Below are 21,001 nucleotides of genomic sequence, written 5' to 3'. Positions count from 1 at the left end.
GCCGTGCCCGCCTACAGCGATGTCAGCGCCTTCAGCCACAGCGTGGCGGCGATCGGCTATCTGCTGCTCGCGGGGCTGCTGATCTATCGGCGACTGCAGTCGCGCGCGGACATGTGGCTGGTCGGCGCGGCGCTGGCGACGGCGGCGTGGGCGATGCTCGTCGTGCTCGTTCCCATCGTCGATCCGGCCTATTCGGTGCTCGTCTCGATCGCGGAGACGCTGCGTTCGGCGTCGTGGGCCGTTTTCGCGGCGGTTCTCGTCATCAGCAACTGGCAGGATACCGAGCACAATCCTTCGCGAAGCGTGCTTATCGCGCTTGGCGTCGTCGTGGCGCTACAGCTGGCGGGGGACGTCTGGAGCCTCATGCGGGGCGCCGCTGTCCCGGGATGGCTGCAGTACTTCTATACGATGGGGCGGCTCGCCGTCGCCATCGGCGGGTTGGTGCTGACGCACAACGTTTATGTGAACTCCGCGCCCGCGAACCGCTGGAGCATCCGCCTGCTTTGCATCGCGCTCGCCGGTATCTTCGCCTACGACCTCAATCTCTACACGCTGTTTCTGCTCGATCCGAACATGGGACCGGACCTCGTCGAGGTGCGCGGGCTCGTGAATGCGTTTGTCGTGCCGCTCATCTATCTGTCCGCCGCGCGCAACAGGGGGCTGAAGCTGCAGGTTTCACGGCAGGCGGCGTTCCATACGCTGTCGCTCGGCGCGATCGGCTTTTATCTCGTGCTGATGTCGCTCGCGGGTTACGGCCTGCGACTGGTGGGGGGGGACTGGGGGCGGCTGCTCCAGATCAGCTTCATCTTCGCGGCGGCCGTGCTCGCGGCTGTCATCTTGTTCTCGGGCCGCGCGCGCGCGTGGCTGCGTGTTCAGATCAACAAGCATTTCTTCGCCTACAAGTACGATTACCGACAGGAATGGCTGCGCTTCGTGAACACGGTCTCGAGTTCAGGGCCGGGGCTTGGCGAACTGCACCTGCGCGTCGTGCAGGCCGCTTGCCAGCCGGTGGATTCGCCCGGCGGTGCGCTGTTCATCGCGGCGGAAGACGATAGCTTCGCCCACTTGGCCCGCTGGAACTACCGGACGCTGCGGCCGGGACGGATCGAAGGCGCGGCCCGCCTCAAGGCGCATTTTGAAGCGAGCGGCCGTGTCCTCGATATCGAGGAGCATCGGGGCGGGCGGGAGAATGCAGCGCTGAGGCTGCCGCAATGGCTGATTGAAGACCCCCAGGCATGGCTGATGGTGCCGCTCATTCATATCGACGAGGCGATCGGCTTCATCCTCATCGAGCGGCCACTCACCCAGCGCGAGCTCAACTGGGAGGACTTCGACATTCTCCGTACCGTGGGGCGGCAGGCGGCGAGCTATGTTGCCGAGGCGGCGGCGCTCGCGAAGATAGCGGAATCCCGTAAGTTCGACGAGTTCAACCGGCGCTTCGCCTTCATCATGCACGATCTCAAGAACCTTGTGAGCCAGTTGAGCCTCGTCGCGCGCAACGCCGAACGCCATGCCGAGAATCCCGAGTTCCGGGCGGATATGATCGCAACGCTACAAAGCTCGGTTGCCAAGATGAACGATTTGCTGGCGCGCCTCTCCCAGCAAAGCGTGCAGGCGGTTCCTTCCGGGGACACATTTGATGTTTGCTGTGCTGTGGAGGCGGTCGCGAATACGGCGCGCCGCTCATGGCCTGGCTTGACCGTCGATCGCTGCGGGCAGGATGTCATGGTGAAGGGCACCGCGGAGCGTTTCGAACAGGTGCTGACCCATCTTGTCCAGAATGCCGTCGATGCAAGCGAAACGGGAAGCCCGGTCGTGATCGCGGTGGAGCCCGGCGACGTCGTGCGCGTGCGCGTGCGCGACTGTGGTCGAGGCATGAGCGCCGACTTCATTCGTGACGAACTCTTCGCCCCCTTCAAGTCGACCAAATCCGGGGGCTTTGGTATAGGCGCGTTCGAGGCACGGGAAATGACACGGGACATGGGTGGCAAACTCCTGGTTGAAAGCGAGCCGGGCGTGGGAAGCTGCTTTACGATCGAGTTGCCGGCGGCTGCGGCGCCGCTGGCGAACAGGCGAGAAGGCTGAATGGCGAACAAAACGGCACCGAAACTACTGGTCGTTGAAGACGACGAAGGGCTGCAGCGGCAGCTCAAGTGGTCTTACGAGGACTATGAAGTGCTCTGTGCGGGCGATCGCCGCGCTGCCATCGAGCTGCTGCGCGCCCAAGAGCCGGCGGTGGTGACGCTCGATCTCGGCCTCCCGCCTGATCCGGACGGCACCAGTGAGGGTTTTGCGACGCTCGTGGAAATCCTGGCCCTCAAGCCCGATACCAAGGTGATCGTCGCGTCCGGCCACGGCGCCCGGGAGAGCGCGCTGCGGGCGATCGCGCTCGGTGCGTATGATTTCTACCAGAAGCCCGTCGATATCGATCAGCTCGGCCTCATCGTGCAGCGGGCATTCCACCTCCACGAGATCGAGGCGGAAAACCGTCAGCTGGCCGAGCGCGACGGACACGAGGCGCTCGGCGGCCTCATCACCAGTTCGGACAGTATGCTCCGCGTCTGCCGCATGATCGAGCGTGTGGCCAACACCGATGTTTCCGTGATGTTGCTGGGCGCGAGCGGCACCGGCAAGGAAGTGCTGGCGCGTGGGCTGCATGACAGCTCCGGACGCAAGGGTGCGCCGTTTGTCGCGATCAACTGCGCGGCGATCCCCGAAAACCTCCTCGAAGCCGAGCTGTTCGGTTACGAGAAGGGCGCGTTCACGGGCGCTGTGAAAACCACCGAGGGCAAGATCGAACTCGCCGAAGGCGGCACGCTGTTTCTCGACGAGGTGGGCGACATTCCGCTGCCGCTGCAGGTGAAGCTGCTCCGCTTTCTGCAGGAACGCGTGATCGAGCGCATCGGTGGCCGCAAGACGATCCCCGTCGACGTCCGCATCGTCTGCGCAACGCACCAGAACCTTGAGGCGATGATCGCGGACGGCGCCTTCCGCGAAGACCTCTGGTACCGGCTCGCGGAGGTCGTCATCAAGATCCCCCCCCTTGCCGAACGGCAGGGCGACGCCGTGCTGCTTTCCCACCATTTCCTGCGCAAATATGCCCGCGACATGAAGCGCCCGGTGAAGGGTTTTAATGCTGATGCGCTGGCGGCGATCGAGGCCTGGAAGTGGCCCGGGAACGTGCGCGAGCTTGAAAACCGCATGAAGCGGGCTGTCATCATGGCGGACGGCAGCCGGCTTTCGGCGGCCGATCTTGATCTTGCCGAAGTCGAGGACGACGATTTCCTGAACCTCCGGTCCGCGCGCGAGCGGGCGGACCGAAACGCCATTCGCATGGCGCTGGCGCGTACCGAGTCCAACGTGTCGAACGCAGCCAAGCTGCTCGGTGTGAGCCGGCCGACACTGTATGATCTTCTAAAGCAATATAATATTGAGACCTGACGTTCATAATGCCGTGGATCACACAAAAAGGTCGCACGCGGCCACGGCAAGTCGAACCGTCCTACTGAGGATAAAAAGATGTTGAACAAGACCTTCTTCAAGCTTGCAGCGGCGACCCTTGCGCTTGCGGCTCCCATCGGCATTGCCGCCTTTCCCGCGCAGGCCGACGCCCGCAGCGAATCGAACGACGCCTACGTCCAGGGCTTCCGCCTCTTTCAGGCAGGCGACTACCGCAGTGCACGCATCCAGCTGATGAAGGCGCTGAAGGCGAACCCCAACAACGGGCTCGCACGGCTGCTTCAGGCGCGTGTCGCGCTGGAGTTCGGCTCGGGCATTCAGGCGCAGACGGAGTTGGAGCGCGCCATGCAGGCGGGTATTCCTTCGGCCAAGGTCCGCCACCTGCGCGCACACGCGCTGATGATGCAGCGCAAGTACGGCGAGGCGATGGATCTCCTCGACGCACGGACGATCGAGCCGCAGTTCGCCGCCTATGCAGCGCGGCTGCGCGGACAGATACTGACCCAACAGCGCAATGTTCCCGAAGCGCGCGCGGAGTTCGAGCGTGCCCGCCGCATCGCGCCCAACGACCCGGAAACACTGGTTGATGTCGCGCGCTTCTATGCGTCCGACGGCAAGCTGAAGGAAGCCTCTGCGCTTGCCGATCAGGTGCTTGCGGCAAAGCCGACGAACGTGAAGGGCCTGATGCTGAAGGGCGACCTTGTGCGCCGTTCACAGGGGCTCGAACCGTCGCTCACCTATTTCAATCGCGCGCTCGAGGTCGATCCCAACAACATCGAGGCGCTGCTGGAGCGCGCCGCGACGCTCGGTGACCTCAAGCGCGAAGTCCAGGCGCGCGCTGATCTCAAGCGTATTAACGGACTGGTGCCCGATCACCCCCTCGCGCTTTATCTGGAGGCCGTGCTCGAAACCCGTGCCGGGCAGTACGAGAAGGCGCGCCAGCTGATGACGCGCACGAAGGGCCTGCTTTCGAATTATGTGCCCGCGCTGATGCTGCAGGGTATGCTCGCCTATCAGGCAAACAACATAGCACAGGCCACCGACTTCTTTGGCAAGGTCGTCGGCGCCTCGCCGAATGCCGTGCTTGCCCGCAAGCTCTATGCAGCCTCGCAGCTCAAGGGCAACGATACGCGCGGCGCCATCGAGACGCTGAAGCCGATCATCGATTCCGGGAGCGCCGATGGCCGTACCTACGCGCTCTACGGCGCGGCCTTCGCCCGCGAGGGCAAGATGGCCGAAGCGCAGCAGTACCTGCAAAAGGCCGTCACAGAGGCGCCGAAGGCTGGTGAACTGAAAACCCAGCTCGCGATGACGCAGCTCCTGCAAGGCAACGCCGAGTCCGCCGAAGAAGGGCTGATGGACGTCCTGAAGGACGACAGCAAGTCGTTGCAGGCGCTGATGGTGCTGACGCTGATCCAGATTCGCGACCGCGAGTTTGACAAGGCGCTCGTGACCAGCAACCGGATCATCACGCTCTATCCGAACCTGCCGGTGGGCTACAACATCCGCGGCGGGGCGGAGCTTGGCCTTGGACAGACGAAGAAGGCCGAAGCGAGCTTCCGCACGGCGCTGGAGAAGAAGTCCGACTACACCGAAGCGCGGCGCAACCTCGCGCAGGTGCTGATCGCGACGAACCGCATCCCCGAGGGCGAGCGTGAACTGAAGCAGCTGCTTGAATACAACAAGCGCGATGGCCGCGCGCTGACGCTGCTTGCCGTAACGGCGGCGCGGCGCGGTGATGCGACCGCGCGCGTCGAATGGCTGCGTCAGGCTGCTGCGGTGGACGCGAAGCAGCTCGGCCCGCGTGTGCAGCTTGCCGACGCCTATCTCGACACGAACCAGAACAAGCGCGCGCTCGACGAGGTCGCCTCGATCCTGCGCGACTTCCCCGAACAGCCGCAGGCCCTGTCGGCGGCGGCCCGCGTCTATGAAGCGGCGGGACAGAAGAACCAGGTCGAATCAGCCCTGAACCGGCTCGTGAACGCACAGCCGGACAGTCCGCAGCCGCGCGTGATGCTGGCCCGTGCGCAGGAGACCAACAAGAAGATCGCGGCCGCGCGCGCGACCTACCAGCGTATCCTCACGATGCCCCGAGTCGATCCGACTCCGGTCTATTCCGAGCTCGTGTTCTTCGAGGCGCGGCAGGGCGACTGGAACGCGGCGAAGCAGTGGGCGGAGCGGCTTCGCAAGCATGCGCCCAAGGAGAATTTCGCCGACCTCGCGCTCGGCCGCGCCTATCTTGCGCAGAACAAGGCCGCTGCGGCGCTCCCGTATCTGGAGGCGGCGCGCAAGACGAGGTTCAACATCGCGGCGGCGCGCGCGCTGTCGCAGGCCTATGTGCAGACCGGCAAGCCCGCTCAGGCCGTGACCATGATGCAGGCCTATCAGAAGGCGAACCCGCGCGATCCGATCGCACTCGCCGCGATCGCCGAGCTGCAGATGAACCAGCGGCAATACAAGGCGGCGATCGCCAACTACGAGGCGCTGCGGAAACTGCCGAACGCCGAGAAGAGCGTGACCGTGCTCAACAACCTTGCCTGGGCCTATTCGCTGACGGGGGACAAGCGGGCGCTCGCGACGGGGAAGCAGGCCTATGCGGTGGGGCCGAATGTGCCGGCGGTGCAGGACACGTATGGCTGGCTGTTGATCCGCAACAAGGGCGACAGGAAGCTCGCGCTCAGCCTGCTGCAGAAGGCGGCGGCGGGATCGCCGAACGACCCGGACGTGCGGTTCCACCTCGCGGTCGCCTATGCGATGAACGGGCAGCGGGGCAAGGCGGTGGAGGCGCTGGAAACAGCGCTGAAGGCGCCGAAGTTCGACAGCCGCCCGGCGGCGCAGAAGCTGCTGACGAGCCTTCAGGGCAGCTAGGCAGAAACCGGCGGGCAAGGCTTGCCTTTGCCCGCCAAGGCCCTTAAGTGCGGGCCACGGTCGGAGCGTAGCGCAGCCTGGTAGCGCATCACACTGGGGGTGTGGGGGTCGCAGGTTCGAATCCTGTCGCTCCGACCAGATTTTCCCGAAGTAGACGAAATTACCCGTCGCGTACCGGTTTCGCGATAGGATTTGACAAATAGGAACCGGATAGGTTCGTTCTGCCGCCCAAGGCAGGAGAGCCCCATCATGGCGTCCATCGACGATCTCATCGAAATGCTGCTGCGCCGCGAAGGCGGCTACATCGACCACCCGGACGACCGCGGCGGCCCCACCAACTTCGGCATTACGCAGGCCACGGCGCGCGCGGCGGGATACGGCGGCGCCATGCGCGACCTGCCGCGCGCGGCGGCGGCGGACATCTACCGGAAACGCTATTGGCACGACACCGGCTTCGACCGCGTGAACGCGCTCGCCCCGCGCATCGCGGCGGAGCTATTCGACACGGGCGTCAACATGGGGCCAGCCGTGGCGGTGGGCTTCCTCCAGCGCGCACTCAACGCGCTCAACCGCCGCGAACGCGACTGGCCGGACATCCCGCCAAGCCGCCGCATCGACACCGCGACGCTCGCCGCGCTGAAAGCGATCATCCAGACGCGCGGCAAGGCGGGCGAAACCGTGCTGCTGCGCGCGCTCGAAGCGCTGCAGGGCGCCCGCTACATCGAACTCGCCGAGGCGCGCCCCGCGAACGAAAGCTTCACCTTCGGCTGGCTCGCCGGCCGCATCGGCGATTTCCACGCCTGAACCCGCACGAAAGGAAGACCCCCATGTCGCTCGTGGAAGGCATCATCGCGCCCGTCGCCAAGCTCCTCGACCGCATCATCCCCGACAAGGAGGCGCGCGAACGCGCCAAGCTGGAGCTGATCCAGCTGGAAGGGAGCCACGAACTGAAGCTGATCGAAACGCGCATGGCCGCGATCGTCGCAGAGGCGAACGCGGCGGACCCGTGGACGAGCCGCGCGCGCCCAAGCTTCCTCTACGTGATGTACGTGCTGCTGCTCTGGTCCATCCCCATGGGCCTCATCGCCGCCGCCGACCCCGCGATGGCGAAGGCGATCGGCGCGGGGATGGGCGCCTACCTGGAGGCGATCCCCGAACCGCTCTACATGCTCTTCGGCACGGGCTACCTTGGGTACACGGCAGCGCGGAGCTGGGGGAAGGCGAAGGGGGCGGATCGGTAGGGGGCAGTTCTAGTTCTCTTCTTGCCGATCAAAGTGGGCAAGATGAGGCTGTCCGATCGCACTCCGTTTTAACGGTGAATGATAATATTCGCGTACCCAATTTTCTGGGAGCCGTGGTAAGTGTTCCACTTCTTAAATTTCTGGGGCGGGCGATCGACTTTTTACGAAATGGCCGATTTAATCGCTCCTATCTATTCGAAACGTCAAATTGTCGAAGCGGGCAAGGCCATTCGTGATGGTGTTCCATATGACCCGGACCGCCTCCACGAAGCCAAAGAAGTTTTTAACGTTATTCACAACTGGCGCGCATGTCACCTTTTGCCCATGCAGCACATGAGGCGAGAGCTTATTGGAAAAGCAGGAAGCGTTTGTAGTGGTGCTACTACTGCAGCTCGTATGAAACGCTTGCTATCTATTCGAAGAAAGCTGCGTTCGGCTCCATATACCTTTTTTCAGATGCAAGATATCGCTGGATGCCGCGCAATTGTCGACAGCGTTCAGCAGGTTAAGGATATATCGGGAATATATAAGAAAAAAGGAATTCACGAATATAGAGGCGAGGACGATTATATTAGTAGTCCTCGAGAAACTGGGTACAGATCACATCATCTTATATATAGATATGTCGGTACTGGAGAATATGTTTCTTTAAATAAGAAGCCTATTATTATTGAAATTCAGATTCGTACCCGATTACAGCATGCTTGGGCCACTGCTGTCGAAGCTGTTGGAATGGTCAATGGCGAAGATAATAAAGGAGGGTACGGAAACGAAGATTGGCTCCGCCTTTTCGCGCTTATGTCGTCTGAAATTGCGAGAGAGGAGGGGTGCGGCATTGTTCCTGGAACGCCCGAAGACGGTGGGGAGCGAAAATCTGAAATTGTTAACTTAGATAGGAAATTGCGGGCATTAGAAACGCTCTCTAGTTATAATAAGGCGTTTAAAATAGCGGAAAATATAATCAAACCCGGATCCAAATTTTACTTTATTACGTTTGATTCTAAGAAGAATACTGTTTCAGTGTCTCCTGTTTCGAGAGGTGTTTCGATGACAGGATATGAGTATGCTGAGAAAAATGAGGGTGATAATACTGTTCTTGTTGAAGTTGACCGGGCAGCCGATCTGCGGACGGCGTACCCAAATTACTTTCTAGATGTTGATCTTTTTTGTTCACGTTTAAGGGAAATTGTGAAACCGACGCCGAAAAGGTCTCTAGAGCTGGATTGGCTTCGCAAAGCTATTGAAGGGTGGCGCAAATAGAGCACGTAGATTTCGATTCTTTTGGGAAATCTGGACGATCACGTGACCTCCCGCCCCACCTAAGCCAATATGCTCCGAACCATCGGGAGAGCTTCATGCGTACCATCTTCACCGCCGCGCTGCTGATTGCGGCGCTTCCGGCTTCGGCCGAGACGCTCATTGTGGGGAACAAGGGCGAGGATACGGTGAGTTTCATCGATCTTGCCACCGGCAAGGAGCACGCGCGGGTGGCGAGCGGGGCCAATCCGCATGAGGTGGCGCTGTCGCCGGACGGGGCGCGGGCGGCGGTGGTGAATTATGGCGGCGCGGCGATCGACGTTTACGGGGTGGCGGACGGCAAGCGGCTCGCGACGTGGGACATCGGGCCGAATTCGCGGCCGCATGGGCTGATCTGGCTGGCGGACGGGCGCCTGTTGGCGACGGCTGAGGCTTCGAAGACGCTGGTGGTGATCGACGGCACGGACGGCCGCGTGCTGCAATCGATCCCGACGGAGGCGGAGGGGTCGCACATGGTGGCGGTGCACCCGACGCGGCCGCGCGCCTACACGGCGAACATGAAGAGCGGCAACGCGAGCGTGATCGATTTGGGTAGCGGGCGCACGGTTGCGCATCTGCCCGCCGGGCGCGAGGCGGAGGGCATCGCGATCACGCCCGATGGCAAGCAGGTGTGGATTTCGAGCCGCGCCTCGAACGAGATCCATGTTTACGACACGGCGACCGATACGCTGGTGCGGCGCATCGAGACGGGGCCGTTTCCGATCCGCATCGCGATCAGCCCGGATGGGAAGCACGCGGTGACGTCTGAGCTGCAGGCGGGCGCGCTCGGCGTTTACAGCGTGGAGACGGGCAAGCGTGTGCGGTCGATCCCGGTGAGCGGCAAGGCCGAGGCGATGCAGGTGACGATCCTGTTCCGGCCGGACGGCAAGCGGCTGTTCGTCGCGGAGACGGGGACGAACACGGTCGCGGAGGTCGAATGGCCGAGCGGCAAGGTGCTGCGGCGGCTGCCGGTGGGCGAGGACGGGGACGGGCTGGGCTGGTCTCCGGTCGGGTAACGTCCCTCACCAACTTCGCCTAGGCCTTTGGCCAAGGCTTCGTATCCTCTCCCGCGGGCGGGAGAGGAGGGGCGTTCTGCCCTCCGCTTCAGGGATTCAGGGGTTTTGCCAGGCGGCGATTGCGCGGCCGAGGGCGGCGTGGGCGGTGTTGAGGTCGGGGACGGGGGCTTTCGAGCCGGTCATGTAGACGGCGGCGACGAGCGGGGCTGCTGCGGGCGGCCAGAGGACGGCGATGATGTTGGCGGCGCCGTTCATGCCCGTGCCGGTCTTGTCTGCGACGCGCCAGTCTGCCGGGAGGCCGGCGCGGAGTCGGTCTTTCCCGGTGGGCGAGGCGACCATCCAGCCGGTGAGGCGCGCGCGGGCGGCCGGCGTGAGCGCGGCGTCCGTCAGCAGCAGTTTTTCGAGCGTTCCGGCCATCGCGCGCGGTGTCGTGGTGTCGCGCGGGTCGCCGGGGATGTTGGTGTTGAGCGTCGGCTCGGTGCGATCGAGGCGCGTTTCGCTGTCGCCGAGGCCGCGCAGCCAGCGCGTGAGCCCGGCGGGGCCGCCGACGAGCGGAAGCAACAGGTTCGCGGCGGTGTTGTCGCTCAGCTCCACGGTCGCGGCGCAGAGCGCCTCGACGCTCATCGCCCCCTCCGCGACATGGCGCGCGGTGACGGGGGCATAAGCGAGCAGATCGGCGGCGGTGTAGGGGACGGGGCGATCGAGGCGGAACGCTCCGGCCTCCGCCCGGGCAAGCACCGCGGCGGCGAGCGGGGCCTTGAAGGTGGAGGCCATGGCGAAGCGTTCATCGGCGCGGTGCGCGAGCGTGCGGCCGCTGCCGGTATCGCGCACGAAAAGGCCTATGCGGCCGCCGCTTCGCGCCTCGATTTCGGCGATGCGCGCCGCAGCGCCTTCTGCATCGCGGCGGGGCAGGCACGCCGCAAGCGCGGTCGCGGCCAGCCCGGAAACGGCGAGGCGGCGCGTGATCGCGGCGGACATCAGGGCCGGATGACGGGCAGGTTCCGGTGGACCTCCGCCAGCCTTGCGTAGTGCTTCGGCCCCCTGCGGTTTCCGGCGATTTCCTCTGGCGTCAGGTCGCGCACGTATTTGGCGGGGCGGCCCGCCCACATCTGGCCCGAAGGGATGCGCTTGCCCGGCGTGAGCATCGCGCCCGCCGCGAGCATGGCGTCGCCTTCGATGACGCAGCCGTCCATCACGATGGCGCCGAGGCCGACGAAGGCGTTGTCTTCAAGCGTGCAGCCGTGGATGGTCGCGGTGTGGCCGATGAGGCAGTGGCTGCCGATCACGGTGTTGTACGCGCCGCCCGTGACATGGACGACGGTGCCATCCTGAATGTTTGTGAATTCGCCGATGGTGATCGTGCCGACATCGCCGCGCAGCACGCAATTGTACCAGACGCTGGAGCCCGCGCCGATCTTCACATTGCCGATCACGTGCGCGCCCGGGGCGATGAAGACGTCCTCGGCGATTTCGGGCACGGCGCCCTCGTAGCTGTAGACCGGCATCAGTCCCACGCTCGCGAGCGGGAATAGGTGATGATGCGCATTTCCTTGCCGCCCGTGGTGGCGGAGGTTTCGTAGAAATCGAGCTCGGGCTTGCGGCGCATCCGCAGGCGGTCCATCAGCCCCCAGCTGCGCGTGTTTTCCGACATGGTGATCGCGATGATGCGCTCCACATCGAGATTGGCGAAGCCCCAGTCGAAGCTCGCGTAGGCGGCTTCCTTGGCGAAACCCTGGCCCCAGCAATCGTGCCGGAAACGCCAGCCGATCTCGATCTCGCCGTCAACGGGCGTGCCGGGCTTTTCGCAGACGAGAAGCCCGCAGAAGCCGATAAACGAAAAGTCCGACTTGCGCTCGACCGCCCAGAAGCAGTGGCCGCGCTCCTTCTCGCTCTTGATCATGCGCTCCATCGCGGCGTCGGCGTCTGCCGCGCTGCGGGGGCCGCCGAGATGCTCCATGACGCGCTTGTCGGCGCAGAGCATCCGAAACGGCAGACGGTCGGACTCGCGCCAGGGGCGGAGTTTCAGGCGTTCGGTGACGATCATGGGAAAAGCGGCGCCTGCAGGAGTCCGGTGGTTTCGGGAAGGCCGAACATCAGGTTCATGTTCTGGATCGCCTGACCCGACGAGCCCTTCACGAGGTTGTCGATCGCGACGATCACGATGGCGCGGCCGGGGATGCGATCCTCGAACACGTTCATCACGCAGTGGTTGGAGCCGCGCACCATGCGCGTCGACGGGGCCTTGCCTTCGGGCAGAAGGTGCACGAACGGCGCGGCGGCATAGCGGTGGCCGAGCGCGGCGCGCAGGTCCGATGCGCGCTTGCCGGGCATCAGCTCGACCGTGATGGTTTCAAGCTCGCCGCGGTTCATCGGCACGAGATGCGGCGTGAAGCTGATGGTGACGGCGCCGTTCGCGCGCTTCGCAAGCTCCTGCTCGATCTCCGGCATGTGGCGGTGGCGGCCGATGCCGTAGGGGTGCACGGCCTCCGCGATCTCGGCGAAGAGGTTCGCCTCCTTGAGGCTGCGGCCTGCGCCGGAGACGCCCGAAAGCGCGTTGATCGTGATCCGTTCGTGGCCGACGAGGCCGGCTTCGAGGAGCGGGAGCAGGGCGAGGAGCGCCGCCGTGGGGTAGCAGCCGGGGCAGGCGACGATGCGCGCGGCGGGCAGAAGCTCGGCGGCATATTCGGTGAGGCCGTAGATCGCATCGGGCAGCAGCTCGGGCGCCGGGTGCGGGTTGCCATACCATTCGGCGTAGGTCTCGGCGCTGTTCAGCCGGAAATCCGCCGACAGATCGATGATGCGCGGGCCGATGAGCGTCGAGAGCAGTGCGGCGGAGGCGGCGTGCGGCAGGCAGCCGAACACGGCGTCGATGCCTGCCCAGTCGATCTCCTCGGCGCGTACCAGCGCGGGCAAAGGCACGTGGGCGAAATGCGGCCATACGTCCGCCATCGATTGCCCCGCCTTGGCATTGGCGCTGAGCGCGGCGATTTCGATGTTGGGATGCGTGAGCGCGAGGCGAACGAGATCGGCGCCGGTGTATCCCGACGCTCCGAGCACGGCGATGCGGATTTTTTGCGACATGGCGCGCGGCTTAGCGGATATGCCGGGGGGATTCCAGCGCTAGACGAGGTCGCGCGGCAGGGCGTCGAGCGCGGCTTCCATTTCGGCAAAGCTGGGGGCGTGGTTCGAAGGCGTGGTGCGGCGGCCGAGTTCGACGGCGACCTGCGGGGCCTGACCCTGCAGGTGGGCGACGATGACGGTTTTCACGAGGCTGAGGTACTTCGCCTCGGCGTCGATCACCTGCGCGAGGCGGGAGGCGATGGGGCCGACGACGGTGTAGCTGAGCAGCACGCCGAGAAAGGTGCCGACGAGCGCGCCGCCGATCATGGCGCCCAAGACCTCGGTCGGCTGATCGACCGCGCCCATGGTCTTGATGACGCCGAGCACGGCGGCAACGATGCCGAGCGCGGGGAGGCTGTCGGCGAGCGTCTGGAGCGCGCCCTGCGCCTGATACTCCTCGGCGATGTGGCGATCGAGATCAGCCTCCATCGCGTCGGCCATCTGGTTCGGATCCTCGAAGTTCATCGCCATCATGCGCACGTAGTCGCAGATGAAGGAGACGAGCGCGGGGTCCGCAGCGATGCGGGGGAAGGCGGCGAAGAGGCGCGATTCTTCCGGGTATTCGATGTGGCTTTCGATCGCGACGACGCCGCGCGTGCGCAGCGTCTTGATGAGGAGGAAGAGCAGGCAGAGCAGATCGCGGTAATCGGCCTTCCCCCAGCGCTCGCCTTCGAACGCGCGGCGCACGCCCGCGGCGGCGCGGCGCAGCGTCGTGCTGCTGTTCGCAATGATGAACGCACCGGCGCCCGCACCCGCGATGACGAGCAGTTCCTGCGGCAACGCCCCGGCGATGATGCCGAGTTCGCCGCCCGCGATCAGGAAACTGCCGAACACGCAGACAAGCACTATGGCCAGCCCGAAAAAGATAATCACGACCCACGACCCCGCGAGACAGATACACGTACGCGAGGGTCATGGTGGGGCCGCGCTGGTTAAGGGCGCTTTAAGCCTCCGGGTACTTCACCGAGCAACCGTAGGCGCGCGTGACCGGATCGGCGACAGCGCGGCCGGCGGCGACATCGGCGAGCGCGGCGGTGACGTAGTTCTTCGCGGCCTTGATGTCCGCCGGGTTCGCGGTCGGCTTGTCGTCGATCGCGCCCGCGTAGCGAAGCACGCCCTTGCCGTCGATGACGTACATGTGCGGCGTCGCGCGCGCATCATAGGCCTTGCCGATCTTGCCTGCCGGATCGAGGAGGTAAGCGGTCGGCTGGAAGGTCCAGTCCTTCATCTCCTTCGCGGCGAGCGCACCGTCGACGTGACCCTGCTTGCCCGGCGCACTGCTGTTGACGGTGAGCCAGACGACGCCCTTCGCCTTCGCATCGGCCTGCAGTTTCTGCATGTTGCCCGACTCGTAGTGCTTCTTCACGAACGGGCAGCCGCTGTTCGTCCATTCGAGAACGACGGTCTTCCCGGCGAAATCCTTGAGGCTGACGGTCTTTCCCGCTGCCGTCTGCGCGGTGAAGGCCGGGGCGGGCTTGCCGACTTGCGGGGCTGCGGCGGCTGTGCCCGCGAAGGCGATGGCAGCGAAAGCGGCGATGGCTGTTTTCATGTCTCGTCTCCCTTTGGTGAAGGGCGAGGATGCCATAATCAGGCGCGGCGGGCGAGTTCCAGCATCAGCGCCTCGCTCAGAAGCTGCGGAAGCACCTCTGCATCCTTGCCGCGCGCGTAGAAGAGATAGAGCGGAACGCCTGCCCGGCCATGGCTTTCGAGGAAGCGCGTGATCGCCGGATCAGCGTTGGTCCAATCGCCCACGAGCGTGGGGATACCGGCGTCCGTGAAGGCGGCGGTGACGGCGGGGGCGGAGAGCGCGCCGTTTTCATTGACCTTGCAGGTGATGCACCAGTCGGCGGTGAAATAGACGAACACCGGGCCTTCGGCGCGAAGCGCGGCGAGGCGGGCTTCGGTGAAGGGCTCGACATTCGGCAGCGCCGCATTGGCGACCGGCGCTTCCGCGCGTGGCGTGATGAGCAGGATCATTGCCACAGAGAGCGCCGCAACCGCGAGCGGCACGGTGGCGGGGCGCCCGCCGTGCTGGCGGATGCCGACCCACCAGAGCCCGGCGGCGAGAAACACGGCGGCGGCGAGCCCGAAGGCCATGCCCGCAACGCCCGCCTGCCGCCCGAGCACCCAGGCGAGCGCGACGGCGGTCGCGAACATCGGCAGCGCCATGACGCGGCGGAACGTCACCATCCACGGGCCGGGCTTTGGCAGGCGGCGGCGGAGCGCGGGGATGAAGCCGATCAGTATGAAGGGCAGGGCGAGGCCAAGCCCGAGCCCGGCGAAGACGAGCAGGCCGAGCGCGGTAGGCAGTAGAATGGCGGCGCCAAGCGCGAGGCCCATGAACGGCCCGGTGCAGGGCGTGGCGACGATCGCGGCGAGCGCGCCGGTCCAGAACGCGCCCTGCGTGCCGCCGCGCGCCGCGAGCGTATCGCCGCCGACGCGGGGTGCGCTGATTTCGAACAGCCCGGCGAGGTTGAGCGCGATGGCGGTGACGAGCAGCAGCAACAGGAAGATGACGCGCGGATCCTGGAGCTGGAACGCCCAGCCGACCTGCGCGCCCGCCGCGCGAAGCGCGAGAATGACCGCGCCGAGCGCGACGCAGGTGCCGACGACGCCCGCCGTATAAGCGAGCGCTTCGCGGCGTGCGGCGCTTTCGGAATGGCCGCCGTTCGCCAGGCTGAGCGCCTTGAGGCCGAGGATCGGGAACACGCACGGCATCACATTGAGGATGAAGCCGCCGAGGACGGCGAGTGCGAAGGCGGTGAGCGCGGAGGGAAGGCCCGGCTGATGCTGGTCGTGTCCGGCGGAGGCGAGCGGCGCGCCCGCCGGCGCAACTTCGCCCGCGCTTGCGGTGAGGCTGGCGCCGAAATGGCTGCCGTCGGCGCGGTCGAGGCGCAGCACGCCGCTTACCGCGCCCGGATCGGCATTGGCGCCCGCCGTGGTTTCGATGATGAGCGTGTCGCCGCTGCGGCTCACCGCCTGAGGGGCATCGTAATCGAGGACGCCGTCGGCTTCGGGGAAGAAATAGGCGCGGCTGACGTTGCCCGCGCCGGTGGTATCGACCGAGAGGCGGAACTTGCCATCCGCATGGGCGTAGCGCGCGGGCCAGTCGACCGGGCGGGGCAAAGCGGCGCGCGCCTTTTCGAAGCGGGGCTGTGTAGAGGCGTCCGCCGCGCCGTCTCCGACCGTGAGGTCGAGCGCGAGGTCGGCACTTTCGGGGACGCAGAGTTCATCGTCGCAGACGAGGTAGTCGACGCGCACGGCCACGGGGAGTGGCGTGCCGGGGGCAAGCTGAGGCACGGAAAGGTCGACGAGCAGCGCCGCTTCGCCTTCGAACACATAGTTCATGATGCCCGAGACCGTAAACGTCGAGGGCACCGGATAGCGGATCGGTGACGCGGTGACGCCGCCCGGCAGCGTCCACGCCGCCTGCGTTTCGATGCCCGCGCTGCCGGGGTTTTTCCAGTAGGTGTGCCAGCCCGGACGCGGCGTCGTCACGATCGCGAGCGCAGCCGTCTTGCCCGGTGCGGGCGCCGTGCTTTCCGCGATCAGTTCGACACGCGTGTGCGGGTTCTGCACAGCGCTCGCGGCAAGCGCGGGCGCCGCGAAGGCGATCAGGAACAGAAGCGCGGTTCGAAGCATGGCGCCAAGGCTTAATGGCACTGTCCGCAAACGGAAAGGGCCGGCGTTGCGGCCGGCCCTTTGAACGTGCTTTTGAGAGCGGACTAGCGCTTCGAGAACTGGAAGCTCTTGCGCGCCTTGGCGCGGCCGTACTTCTTGCGCTCGACTGTGCGGCTGTCGCGGGTGAGGAAGCCCGCAGCCTTGACGACACCGCGCAGCTCCGGCTCGAACTTGGTGAGCGCCTGGCTGATGCCGTGCTTCACCGCGCCGGCCTGACCCGAAAGTCCGCCGCCCGAAACGGTGGCGATCACATCGAACTGGCCGCCGCGCTCCGACACGTCGAAGGGCTGGTTGATGACGAGACGCAGCGTCGGACGTGCGAAATACACGGTCTGATCGCGGCCGTTGACCGTGATCTTGCCGGTGCCCGGCTTGATCCAGACGCGGGCGACGGCATCCTTGCGGCGGCCGGTCGCATAGGCACGGCCCTGCGCGTCGATTTCCTTCTCGCGCAACGGCGCGGAGGAAACAGCCACGGGGCTGCCTGCGCTCGCCACGGTCTCGACGGTGAGATCCTTCAGATCCTCAAGACCCATTTTCTCTTCAGCCATGACTTAGGCACCCACCTTGTTCTTGCGGTTCATCGACCCGACGTCGACGACCTGCGGATTCTGTGCGACATGCGGATGCTCTGCGCCCGCATAGATGCGAAGGTTGCGCATCTGCGCGCGGCCGAGCGGCCCGCGCGGAACCATGCGCTCGATGGCCTTCTCGAGCACGCGCTCCGGGAAGCGGCCATCGAGAATCTTGCCGGCGGTGACGGCCTTGATGCCGCCCGGATAGCCGGTGTGGCGGTAGTAGGTCTTGTCCTTGAGCTTGTTGCCCGTGAAACGGACCTTACCCGCGTTGATGACAATGACATTGTCGCCGCAATCGACGTGCGGCGTGTAGATCGCCTTGTGCTTGCCGCGCAGGCGATTGGCGATGATCGAAGCAAGACGGCCCACGACGAGGCCATCGGCATCGATCAGCAGCCACTTCTTTTCGACTTCGGCGGGCTTCGCCGAGACCGTGGACTTGGTGTGCATGGTTCGATCCCAAAACAAAGGCGGGCCGCATGAAGCCGCCCGCGTGAACGGCGCGGCATATGATGGAGCGCCGCAAAAGCGTCAAGCGAAATAGGTGCTTAGGCGTGGGGTATTATAGTATTCAAGGAAATTTGCGTGCGGAATCAGCGCATTCGACGCCCCGGCCTGCCGAGTCCATGCGCGCAGGCGACCGCCGCCCAGACCAGGAGCGCGGCCACGGCCTGATGCGCGACCGCGACGTGGAGCGCGACGCCGGTGAGCAATGTGGCGATGCCGAGGATGATCTGCGCGGTGAGCAGCAGCAGGACGAGACGCGGCGCACCGCCGCCGCTTTCGCGCGACGTGCGGAGGGCGAGGGCGATGAGAAACGCAGCGGCGATCCATGCCCACCAACGGTGAATCCATTGCACGACAACGGGATTGTCGACAGCGTTCCGCCAGAGGGGCTCCAGCCACTGCACGCCTTCGGGGAAGAAATGCCCGCCCATCAGCGGCCATTCGGCAAAGGCATGGCCCGCGTTGAGGCCGGCGACAAAGGCGCCGAGGACGATCTGGACCGCGAGGACCAGCAGTGTGAACGCGCCAAAGCCGGTGAGCCGCGCACGGCGCTCGCCGCGCGCGTGGGCGGTGAGATCGCGCGCGGTCCAGACGAGGCCGCCAAGGATGAAAAGCGCGGTGCCGAGATGGACGGCGAGACGATCGTGCGCCACGTCCGGCCGGTCGATAAGCCCGGAGGCGACCATCCACCAGCCGATCGCACCCTGCAAGGCGCCGAGCGCGAGAAGTGCGAGCAGGCGCGGTTTGTAACCATCGGGAATTGCGCGGCGGACCCAGAACCACGCGAGCGGCAAGGCGAAGGCGAGGCCAATGAAGCGGCCGAGCACGCGGTGCAGATACTCCCAGAAGAAGATCGCCTTGAACTCGGCAAGCGCCATACCCCGGTTGACCTTCTGGTATTCGGGATAGGCCTTGTAGGCTTCGAACTCGGTGTTCCACTCGGCGTCGTTCAAGGGCGGGACGACGCCCGAGATCGGTTCCCAGCGCACCATCGACAGGCCGGATTCGGTGAGCCGGGTGATGCCGCCGACGACGACCATCGCGAAGACGAGCGCGGCGACGACATAAAGCCAGAGCGCAATGGCGCGGGGGCGGGCAGCGGAGGTCATACGCTGCGGATTAGGCGAAGGCGCAGCGCAGGCCAAGCGGCCATTCGGTCGCGGGAGATCGTCGTGCGTCCCTCGACTTCGCTCGGGATGATGATCGCAGAGTTCAAAGGTATTTCATCCCGAGCGAAGTCGAGGGACGCAGGGCATTTAAGCTGCGGCCTCACGCACGACCCAGTCGCGGAAGCGGGCGAGGGCTTCGCTGCCGCCGCTTTCGGGCGAGACGAGATAATAAGCGTCGTCGGTGGCGAGCGGCAAATTGAAGGGCGAGACGAGCGTGCCTGATGCAAGCTCCGGCTCGATAAGGAAGCTGGGGATGAGCGCGGCGCCCGCGCCCGCCGCGGCGGCCTGCGCGAGCATCAGGAAATGCTCGAAGGTGGGGCCGGGCGCAACCGGCGCGGCGACGCCGGCGAGGCGGAACCAGCGTGTCCATGCGTCCTTGCGCGAGGTCTGGAACAGGAGCGGCTTGCCGATGAGGTCGGCGGGCGCGGCGAGCGGGTTTGCGGCGAGCCAGGCGGGCGAACAGACGGGGATCGAGGTTTCTCGGAAGAGGAAATCGTGCGCGGCGCCGGGCCAATCGGGCAGGCCGAAGTGGATCGCGGCGTCGAAATCCTCCTCGGCGAAATCGAACGTGTCCGACCGCGCGGCGAAATTGACGACAAGGTCGGGGTGTTCCGCCGTGAAGCGGGGCAAACGGGGCGCGAGCCAGCGCATCCCGAAGCTGGGCAGGGTGGCGATGCTGAGAGCATTATCTGGCCGCTTCGTCGCAAGGCGAGCGGTGGCGCGGCGGATGCGATCGAGCGCGGGGGCGATTTCGTCGGCATAGGCGCGACCATCGGCGTTGAGTGCGACGCGGCGGCCGGCGCGGTCGAACAGCGGCGTCTGCAGCCAGTCCTCGAGGAGCGCGATCTGGCGGCTGACGGCGCTTTGCGTGAGGCCGATCTCCTCGCCCGCGCGCGAAAAGCTGCCGTGCCGTGCGGCGGCGGCGAAGCTGGCGAGGGCGCCGATGGGCGGCAGGTGGCGGCGTTCGCTCATTCCAAACTCGCATGAACAAATGAAGGCTCCTTGTTTGCCATATCGTTTATTTCCTGACAATCGGCGCTGGAACGCAGGGAGTCTTGTCATGTCGAATGCGAATGAAGGAGCGATCGAGCGGCTGGTGACGGGGACGCGGGCGCTGGGCGCGCTTGCGATCGATCCGGCGCTGCTCGCCGAAACCGGCGAGACGGTTTCGCGCGCGGCGTTCGCGATGGCGCTGAACGTGCTGCTGTTCGACGACCTGCTGAAGCGCGTGCCGAGCGGCGCGGCCTATGTGGCGGACACGGTGGCGCGCGGCGAGCGCATCACCTTCGACCACGGCGCACTGCGCACCGTGCGCTTCCGCGAAGGCCCGACCGGCGCGCTTCCCGCCGGGCAGGATGCGTTTCAGCGCATTCTGGAGCCGCTCGGCTACCGGGTTGCCGACACGTATCCGCTGCCCGCGCTGCGCATGACGGGCCGTGCCTATTGCCATCTGGACGCACCGGAGGCGATCCCGCAGTTCTTCGTGAGCGAGCTTCATGTCGAGCGTTTCGATGAGGGTTTCGTGCGTGTCGCCGAGCGCGTGTTCGGCACGACGCGCGACCCGCTGAACGCCGACGCTCAGGACGTGCTCGCGGCGTTCGCGACGGACGGCAGCGTGCCGTTTGCCGATGCGCTGGTCGCGCTACCCGCGATCGTCGCTTGTTTCGATTGCCACCACGATCTCGTGACGCTCGGCGACTATGAGGCGCTGCTGGCGCGCTCGGGCGAGGCGGCGTGGATCGCGACGGAGGGTAACGCTTTCAACCATGCGACCGACCGCGTGGCTGATGTCGATGCGCTCGCGGCGCGGCTGAAGGCCGAAGGCCGGCCGATGAAGGACACGGTGGAGGTGTCGAGCAGCGGCCGCGTACGGCAGACGGCGTTTCGCGCCGACAGCTTCGAGCGCAGGTTCGCGGGCGGTGTGCGCCGCACCGTGCCGGGCTCGTTCTACGAGTTCATCACACGCGACGCGGACCCCGCGAGCGGCGCTCTTGACCTCCGCTTCGACAGCGGCAACGCGACCGGCATCTTCGCGATGACGCGCGCAGCGTAACGCGGTAAGCAGC

General features: G+C 65.5%; 19 protein-coding genes and 1 tRNA gene. 9 read left to right on the top strand and 11 right to left on the bottom strand.

The features are described 5' to 3' along the window. Positions 1-3: 3 nt before the first annotated feature. The 8 genes from prsK to H2052_RS07500 all read left to right on the top strand — a co-directional run bounded on the left by prsK (position 4) and on the right by H2052_RS07500 (position 9,880). On the top strand, positions 4-2,085 hold the full coding sequence (gene prsK / locus H2052_RS07535; RefSeq protein WP_293779777.1) for an XrtA/PEP-CTERM system histidine kinase PrsK: 2,082 nt from the start codon (positions 4-6) through the stop codon (positions 2,083-2,085). Then, positions 2,086-3,441, top strand: a complete 1,356-nt coding sequence (gene prsR / locus H2052_RS07530) for a PEP-CTERM-box response regulator transcription factor (RefSeq protein ID WP_293779775.1) — start codon at positions 2,086-2,088, stop codon at positions 3,439-3,441. Between the two features lie 78 nt (positions 3,442-3,519). Next, the gene (gene prsT, locus H2052_RS07525; RefSeq protein ID WP_293779773.1) at positions 3,520-6,327 is read left to right on the top strand and encodes an XrtA/PEP-CTERM system TPR-repeat protein PrsT; all 2,808 of its coding nucleotides are present in this window, start codon (positions 3,520-3,522) and stop codon (positions 6,325-6,327) included. Positions 6,328-6,388: 61 nt separating this feature from the next. Further along, positions 6,389-6,465: transfer RNA gene (locus tag H2052_RS07520), tRNA-Pro, on the top strand. 111 nt (positions 6,466-6,576) lie between these two features. Then, positions 6,577-7,131 (top strand): glycosyl hydrolase 108 family protein, encoded by a 555-nt coding sequence (locus H2052_RS07515; protein ID WP_293779771.1) that lies wholly within the window; start codon positions 6,577-6,579, stop codon positions 7,129-7,131. Between the two features lie 23 nt (positions 7,132-7,154). Further along, entirely contained in the window at positions 7,155-7,568 is a 414-nt protein-coding gene (locus tag H2052_RS07510) for a 3TM-type holin (protein ID WP_293779769.1), read from the top strand. A gap of 120 nt (positions 7,569-7,688) precedes the next feature. After that, positions 7,689-8,828, top strand: coding sequence for a RelA/SpoT domain-containing protein (locus H2052_RS07505; protein ID WP_293779768.1), 1,140 nt, complete (start codon positions 7,689-7,691; stop codon positions 8,826-8,828). Positions 8,829-8,923: 95 nt separating this feature from the next. Further along, positions 8,924-9,880: a beta-propeller fold lactonase family protein gene (locus tag H2052_RS07500; protein ID WP_293779766.1), complete on the top strand. Its 957-nt coding sequence runs from the start codon at positions 8,924-8,926 to the stop codon at positions 9,878-9,880. A gap of 96 nt (positions 9,881-9,976) precedes the next feature. Here H2052_RS07500 and bla read toward each other — a convergent pair whose 3' ends face one another. From bla to gcvA, 11 genes are all read right to left on the bottom strand, one after another. Next, positions 9,977-10,858, bottom strand: coding sequence for a class A beta-lactamase (gene bla / locus H2052_RS07495; RefSeq protein ID WP_293779764.1), 882 nt, complete (start codon positions 10,856-10,858; stop codon positions 9,977-9,979). After that, positions 10,858-11,385: a gamma carbonic anhydrase family protein gene (locus H2052_RS07490; RefSeq protein WP_293779762.1), complete on the bottom strand. Its 528-nt coding sequence runs from the start codon at positions 11,383-11,385 to the stop codon at positions 10,858-10,860. The genes bla and H2052_RS07490 overlap by 1 nt, the downstream gene beginning before the upstream one ends. Then, entirely contained in the window at positions 11,385-11,924 is a 540-nt protein-coding gene (locus H2052_RS07485) for a GNAT family N-acetyltransferase (protein WP_293779760.1), read from the bottom strand. Before H2052_RS07485 ends, H2052_RS07490 begins: the two co-directional genes overlap by 1 nt. Continuing rightward, a complete protein-coding gene (gene argC / locus H2052_RS07480; RefSeq protein ID WP_293779758.1) occupies positions 11,921-12,961 on the bottom strand; it encodes an N-acetyl-gamma-glutamyl-phosphate reductase in 1,041 nt (346 codons plus the stop codon). The genes H2052_RS07485 and argC overlap by 4 nt, the downstream gene beginning before the upstream one ends. A gap of 39 nt (positions 12,962-13,000) precedes the next feature. Beyond that, positions 13,001-13,873: a flagellar motor stator protein MotA gene (motA, locus tag H2052_RS07475; protein WP_293779756.1), complete on the bottom strand. Its 873-nt coding sequence runs from the start codon at positions 13,871-13,873 to the stop codon at positions 13,001-13,003. A 70-nt stretch (positions 13,874-13,943) separates the two neighbouring features. Further along, positions 13,944-14,549: a thioredoxin family protein gene (locus tag H2052_RS07470; RefSeq protein WP_293779754.1), complete on the bottom strand. Its 606-nt coding sequence runs from the start codon at positions 14,547-14,549 to the stop codon at positions 13,944-13,946. A 38-nt stretch (positions 14,550-14,587) separates the two neighbouring features. Next, entirely contained in the window at positions 14,588-16,642 is a 2,055-nt protein-coding gene (locus H2052_RS07465; RefSeq protein ID WP_293779752.1) for a protein-disulfide reductase DsbD domain-containing protein, read from the bottom strand. An 83-nt stretch (positions 16,643-16,725) separates the two neighbouring features. Beyond that, a complete protein-coding gene (rpsI, locus tag H2052_RS07460; protein WP_293779750.1) occupies positions 16,726-17,232 on the bottom strand; it encodes a 30S ribosomal protein S9 in 507 nt (168 codons plus the stop codon). A gap of 3 nt (positions 17,233-17,235) precedes the next feature. After that, positions 17,236-17,709: a 50S ribosomal protein L13 gene (rplM, locus tag H2052_RS07455; protein WP_293779748.1), complete on the bottom strand. Its 474-nt coding sequence runs from the start codon at positions 17,707-17,709 to the stop codon at positions 17,236-17,238. A gap of 143 nt (positions 17,710-17,852) precedes the next feature. Then, positions 17,853-18,875 carry a COX15/CtaA family protein gene (locus H2052_RS07450; protein ID WP_293779746.1) on the bottom strand — a complete coding sequence of 341 codons (1,023 nt, stop codon included), beginning with the start codon at positions 18,873-18,875 and terminating at the stop codon, positions 17,853-17,855. A 147-nt stretch (positions 18,876-19,022) separates the two neighbouring features. After that, the gene (gene gcvA, locus H2052_RS07445; protein ID WP_293779744.1) at positions 19,023-19,907 is read right to left on the bottom strand and encodes a transcriptional regulator GcvA; all 885 of its coding nucleotides are present in this window, start codon (positions 19,905-19,907) and stop codon (positions 19,023-19,025) included. An 88-nt stretch (positions 19,908-19,995) separates the two neighbouring features. On the opposite strand from gcvA, the gene H2052_RS07440 reads away from it, so the two are divergent. Then, positions 19,996-20,988 (top strand): DUF1338 domain-containing protein, encoded by a 993-nt coding sequence (locus H2052_RS07440; protein WP_293779742.1) that lies wholly within the window; start codon positions 19,996-19,998, stop codon positions 20,986-20,988. The last annotated feature ends 13 nt before the right edge of the window (positions 20,989-21,001 follow it).

The organism is Sphingosinicella sp. (assembly GCF_013911755.1).
Taxonomy (GTDB): Bacteria; Pseudomonadota; Alphaproteobacteria; order Sphingomonadales; family Sphingomonadaceae; genus Sphingosinicella.
The sequence above is the reverse complement of the archived record's forward strand: the minus strand, read 5'-3'. Positions and strand labels throughout refer to the sequence as shown.

Coding starts and splice junctions, on each gene's coding strand:
- prsT (WP_293779773.1), top strand. CDS start 3,520: ATGTTGAACAAGACCTTCTTCAAGCTTGCAGCGGCGACCCTTGCGCTT.
- H2052_RS07470 (WP_293779754.1), bottom strand. CDS start 14,549: ATGAAAACAGCCATCGCCGCTTTCGCTGCCATCGCCTTCGCGGGCACA.
- rplM (WP_293779748.1), bottom strand. CDS start 17,709: ATGCACACCAAGTCCACGGTCTCGGCGAAGCCCGCCGAAGTCGAAAAG.
- H2052_RS07465 (WP_293779752.1), bottom strand. CDS start 16,642: ATGCTTCGAACCGCGCTTCTGTTCCTGATCGCCTTCGCGGCGCCCGCG.
- H2052_RS07515 (WP_293779771.1), top strand. CDS start 6,577: ATGGCGTCCATCGACGATCTCATCGAAATGCTGCTGCGCCGCGAAGGC.
- H2052_RS07490 (WP_293779762.1), bottom strand. CDS start 11,385: ATGCCGGTCTACAGCTACGAGGGCGCCGTGCCCGAAATCGCCGAGGAC.
- H2052_RS07450 (WP_293779746.1), bottom strand. CDS start 18,875: ATGACCTCCGCTGCCCGCCCCCGCGCCATTGCGCTCTGGCTTTATGTC.
- prsR (WP_293779775.1), top strand. CDS start 2,086: ATGGCGAACAAAACGGCACCGAAACTACTGGTCGTTGAAGACGACGAA.
- argC (WP_293779758.1), bottom strand. CDS start 12,961: ATGTCGCAAAAAATCCGCATCGCCGTGCTCGGAGCGTCGGGATACACC.
- bla (WP_293779764.1), bottom strand. CDS start 10,858: ATGTCCGCCGCGATCACGCGCCGCCTCGCCGTTTCCGGGCTGGCCGCG.
- H2052_RS07510 (WP_293779769.1), top strand. CDS start 7,155: ATGTCGCTCGTGGAAGGCATCATCGCGCCCGTCGCCAAGCTCCTCGAC.
- gcvA (WP_293779744.1), bottom strand. CDS start 19,907: ATGAGCGAACGCCGCCACCTGCCGCCCATCGGCGCCCTCGCCAGCTTC.
- H2052_RS07440 (WP_293779742.1), top strand. CDS start 19,996: ATGTCGAATGCGAATGAAGGAGCGATCGAGCGGCTGGTGACGGGGACG.
- H2052_RS07500 (WP_293779766.1), top strand. CDS start 8,924: ATGCGTACCATCTTCACCGCCGCGCTGCTGATTGCGGCGCTTCCGGCT.
- rpsI (WP_293779750.1), bottom strand. CDS start 17,232: ATGGCTGAAGAGAAAATGGGTCTTGAGGATCTGAAGGATCTCACCGTC.
- H2052_RS07485 (WP_293779760.1), bottom strand. CDS start 11,924: ATGATCGTCACCGAACGCCTGAAACTCCGCCCCTGGCGCGAGTCCGAC.